General features: G+C 61.6%; 1 protein-coding gene and 1 pseudogene. Both read right to left on the bottom strand.

What is annotated here, in order from left to right; translation table 11 throughout:
- Nucleotides 1-138: 138 nt before the first annotated feature.
- Nucleotides 139-477 carry a tryptophan synthase subunit beta gene (locus tag GXB78_RS27905; protein WP_329517849.1) on the bottom strand — a complete coding sequence of 113 codons (339 nt, stop codon included), beginning with the start codon at nt 475-477 and terminating at the stop codon, nt 139-141.
- A gap of 149 nt (nt 478-626) precedes the next feature.
- Nucleotides 627-5,001: pseudogene (locus GXB78_RS27910) on the bottom strand (LapA family giant adhesin); the annotation flags it as partial.

The following is a 5,001-nucleotide window of genomic DNA, read 5'->3' on the forward strand; positions in this document are numbered from 1 at the left end:
CACCGACGTGAGCGATTCGTTTTGAATCCATAATCGACCCGGTTTTTCAGGTCGATGCAAGGCGCAAGACACCTCGGTCGGCCCCCTCTCCCTCCGGGAGAGGGCTGGGGTGAGGGTAAGCTTTTGATCTTGGCTGGATCAGATCAACCCGCTCTCGTCCTCATCGATCAACTGGCTCAATCCGCCCAGCGCTTCACGTGCCTGGGTGCGGTCCATCAGTTTGGCCTGGGCTGCCGCCGGCAGGTCGGTGACGCGGATCACGCCTTTCTGGGTCAGCACCTGAATCAGGTCGTCGAGTACCCGAATCATTTCAAAGTCGCTCTGCTTGAGCTGTCTGAGGCTGTTTTCCACGGCTTCGTTGGCGTACCACGCCTGAATCTCATGGTTGTCGGCGGGCAGCGTTTCCGTGGCCTCGGCGTACGCCGCAGCTTCCACGCGAATCAACTGGCCCTGCGCATCGCGTTGCACGTAAAACATTGAGCATCCCTCACAAATGAACAGCGTCATGCTGTCAGCAGCATAGCCAACTGCGCGCCAGTATGCGGGGCGACGATGAAATCGTCACCGCTGCATTGCCCGCAAACGCGACGGCCGCCTCAGCGGAGGCGGCCGTTTTTGTTTCAGCCTCAGCTATTGTTGTGATCGACCTTGATAGTCGGATCGCTACCGGCAATCAGGTTGTGCAGGTTGGCGCTCGCCCAATTGTTGCCTTCCAGTTTGATCGTCACATCCGGCGTCGCCGCAGCGGCATCGCCCGAGTTGAATTTGCCCGCCGAGCTGACTTGCAGGGACGACGTGCCATCGACCGTGGTGATTTTCAGGAAGTTGTCGATGGTGCTGCCGGTCTCGCCCTGCAACAGGTCGCGCAGGTCGATGCGGTCGCCTTCGCTGGCTTTGAAATCCTTGATCACGTCGTTACCGGTGTCGCCCGATTTCCAGACGAAGGTGTCACCACCGGAACCGCCGATGAGGATGTCGTTACCCTGACCGCCGATCAGCGTGTCCTTGCCGCTGCCGCCGAGCAGGATGTCATTGCCTTTGCCGCCGTCGAGCAGGTCGTTGCCGCCTGAGCCGAACAGGATGTCATTGCCTGCGCCACCGAGCAGCGTGTCGTTGCCGTCGTGTGCGCCGGACACATCGAACGCCTGGTAGTGTTCAGTGATGTACTGGTGCACGTTGCTGGTGCTGACTTTGCTGACCTCGACGCCGGTTTCCTTGGCGACGAACGCCTGCATCGCCTGGTAACCCTCGCCGGCGATGCCGTTGAAGCTGACCAGATCGCCGAACAGGATGTCGTTGCCTTCGCCACCGTTGACGGTGTCGTTACCTGGCATCGTCGCTTCGGTATGGCCGATGATCGAGTTGGCCAGATCTTTCGGATCGATGTTGGTCTGCGGCGTTTTATCCGAATCGTACGGTTTCAGGTCATCAAGAGTGACGCCGCTGTTCAGACCAATGGCTTCAACGTTCGACAGGCCGCTGAGCAAGGCAAAGCCACTGGCCGAGTTGCTGCTCGTCGAAGTGTTGGTGCTGTTACCGGTACCTGCCAGGTTCGACAACTCGTAAGTGCCGTCGCCCTGCGCATGGATGGTGCCCAGATTGCTGCTGCTCCAGCCCCACCATGAGCTGTAGGTCTGCAGAGTCACGGTGCCGGCACTGTTGATCGTCAACGCGTGGGTGTTGTCGATGTAGGTACTGAAGGTGTCGCCCGGCTTGTAGTTGCTGGTTTTCACCACGTCATCGAGCTTCACGTTGCCGTACAGCGTCGGGTTGGTTTGCTCGCCGCTCTGGTAGTAAGTCGGCTGGCCGTCGGTGATGAAGTAAGTGAGGTTCTTCGCCCCGGTGTTGGCCACGGCATCGGCACTCTGGAACCAGTTGGCCGTGGTCTTGAACACGTCCTCGTAGTTGGTACCACCGCCGGAGCCCATCGAGTCCAGCACGGCTTTGAGTTGCGCCAGCGCGTTCGGGTCGTTGAGGTTCACCGACACCGACTTGTTGACCTGGGTATCGAAGTCCACCAGGAAAATATTCACGGTGCCCGAGTTGCTGCCGCCCAGGCTCTGCTTGAGGCTGTTGAACACCGAAGTCAGTGAGTCCTTCGCGGCGTTCAGCGACGAGCTGCTCATACTGCCGGAGCTGTCGACCATGAACGCAATGTTGTAGTTGGTGCCCGGGACCACGGTGAGGCCGCCGATGTCAGCGACGATGATGTCATTGCCGTCGGTGCCGGTGACGGTGTCGTCACCCGAAGTGGCGGTGACCGCGTTGTATACCGCAGGCACTACCGTGACCGGAATGGTCGCGGTGCTGCTCGCCGAGCCGCCGACCTGTTCGGTGGACGTCGAGGTCACGGTCAGGTTGAACTGACCGTTGTAGTAGGTCGGCGGAGTCACGGTCAGGGAACCGAGGTTCCAGCCGGTGACGTTGGCTTCGCCGTTGCTCGTGGTAACGGTGAAAGAATGGCCCGCGCCATCGCTGAGCACCGAGCCGACCGGTGCGCCGCTGATCTTCACGCTCAGGGTTTCCGAGCCGTCGGTATCGGTCAGCGCGGTGCTGATCGCCGACAGTTTCACCGTGGTGCCTTCGGCGCCGGTGTTGAGCTTGTAGCCGTCGTAATAGCCTTCGCCGTTGGTGCCGTGCAGATCGGAGACGGTGACGCCCGAGTTGATCAGATCCTGCACACCGGTGTAGATCGGCACGCCGGCATTGCTCAGGTCGATCGGCGTGCTGCCGTTGACCGACAGGTTGACGTCGTAGCTGCCCGGGCCGCTCTGGTTGTGGTGGTAGATGTCGAGGGTGTAGTAGCCGCTGGTGGTCGGGGTGAACGAGCCGTTGATGGCACCGCCCGCGCCCCAGGTGCCCGAAGCCACGCTCTTGCCGCCGATGGTAATGAGCAGGCTGTCGTCGGCAATGCCGCTGAAGCTGTAGGTTTTACCGGCTTCGAGGTAGATCAGGCCAGAGGTCTTCGACGCCGTGCCGGCGGCGACGCTACCGTCGGACTGCACGTTGGTGACGTTGGTGCTGGAATTCGGTTTTCCGGCCGCGTCGATGACGTTTTTCAGGGTGGTCGAGTTCGCGCCACTGCCGTCAGTGCCCAGGCCCGAGAGGCCGGTCCAGACTTCCTTGATCAGGCCAGTGGATTTAACGCTGTTGTCGGCCACGGCCACGGTCGGTGCATCCGCCACTGGCGTGATGTCGATCTTCACGGTGCCGGTGTTGCCCAGCAGTTGGCCGTCGCTAGGCTGGAACTTGATCTGCGCGTAGTCCGCCTGATTGTTGCCCAGACCGGTGCCGCCGTAACCGTTGGTGCCCGATTCGTTGGCGTCCGGCAGGAAGCGCAGCTTGCCGGCATCGATATCGGCCTTGCTGAAGGTCTGGTTGTTGGCCACGTCTTTCCAGGTCGAACCGTCCAGATACTGCAGTTTGCCCTCGCCCGGCAGCTGAGTGATCTTGATCCCGAGGCTGCTCGCCGGGCTATCGACATCGCTGACGCCGAAGGTCGCCCAGCCGAGGACCAGCGGCGTGTCTTCAGTGCCGGTGACGTTGCTCGGCGCGGCGACCGGTGCATCGTTGACCGCCACCACGTTGACCGTGGTGGTCGCGGTGTTCGAGTAGTTGCCACCATCGGTCACCGTCACGGTAATGACGCGCGGCACGGTACTCGGGTTTTCACTGCTGTTGGTGAAGTTGATGTTCTTGATGGCCTGCATGTAATCGGCCAGCGTCGCGTTACCCGACAGGGTCAAAGTCACCGTGCCGTTGGTGCTGTTGGCATTGATGGTGATGCCGTTGACGCTGTTGCCCAGGTTCAGCGCATCGCCGTCCTGACGGTTGGTCAGCACCACGGTGGCACCGGTCAGCATGGTGCTGTCCGGGTCGGTGATGCTGAGGTCGGTGTCAGCGATCGACACACCGGCGCCCGGGGTGTTCTCGGTGAACGTCACTTTGTAATCGGCACCGGTCGCGCCACTGGAGTTGTTGGCGTCCAGATCGAGCACCGGTGGCGCATCGTTGTCGATGATCGAGGTACTGACGCTGCCATTGGTGCTGCTGACCGCGAGGTTCTCGAAGTTGCCGCCAGTAGCCGAATCGATCTTGACCACGAAGTTCTCGGTGCCTTCGGTGATCTTGTCATCGAGGGTGGCGACGTTGAACTGCGCGCTGCTGGCGCCCGCCGGGATCTTCACGGTGTACACGCCGGTGAAGTCCGAACCGTCGGCAGCGGTGCCGCTGTAGACGATTTTCAGGGTCACTTCGGTCTGCGCCGGGTGATTGAGGCTGACGGTGTAGCTGGCGGTCTGGCCTTCGGTTACCGAGCTGCTGCCGCTGATGCTGACAGTGGTGGTGTCGACGGTGTCGGTGACACTGGTCACCGCTGGCGTAGTGCTCGGTACCAGGTTTTCGAAGTTGCCACCGGTGGCGCTGGCGATCGTTGCCTGTACCGAGCCGGCGTCCTTGTAGACGTCGTCGGCCGGCGCTGGAACGTTCACGGTGCCGGTGGTTTCGCCTGCTTTGATGGTGATGACAGCGCCGTTGCTCAGGGTCACGGTGACCGGTGAGCCGGCCGGGTTGGTCAGGGTCGCGGTGTAGGTGATCTGGCCACCTTCGGCTACCGAGCCGGTCGCGCTGAGCGACAGGTTGGTGGTGTCGACGGTATCGGTCACGGTGGTGCTGACCGGAGTCTTGTCGGCGACGAGGTTTTCGAAGTTGCCGCCGGTTACGCCAGTGATCGAGTTGGTGATCGGAGCGTGGCCGGTCAGCGCATCGTTTGGAGCGACAGCGGTTACGGTGCCGGTGGTCTGGCCGACTGCGATGGTGATGTTCTGACCGTTGGCCAACGTCACGACGACAGGCGAACCGGTGACAGGTGCGCCGACGGTTGCGGTGTAGACGACGTTGCCGCCTTCGGCCGCTGTGGCGGTTGCGCTCAATTTTACGGTGGTGGTGTCGATGGTGTCGGTGACGCTGGTCACTGCTGGCGTGGTGCTTGGTACCAGGTTT

Origin of the sequence: Pseudomonas moraviensis subsp. stanleyae, assembly GCF_036283065.1 — a bacterium.
GTDB classification, from domain to species: Bacteria; Pseudomonadota; Gammaproteobacteria; order Pseudomonadales; family Pseudomonadaceae; genus Aquipseudomonas; species Aquipseudomonas stanleyae.

Excerpts from the sequence above, each read along its gene's own strand:
- GXB78_RS27905 (WP_329517849.1), bottom strand. The coding sequence starts at position 477 with ATGTTTTACGTGCAACGCGATGCGCAGGGCCAGTTGATTCGCGTGGAA.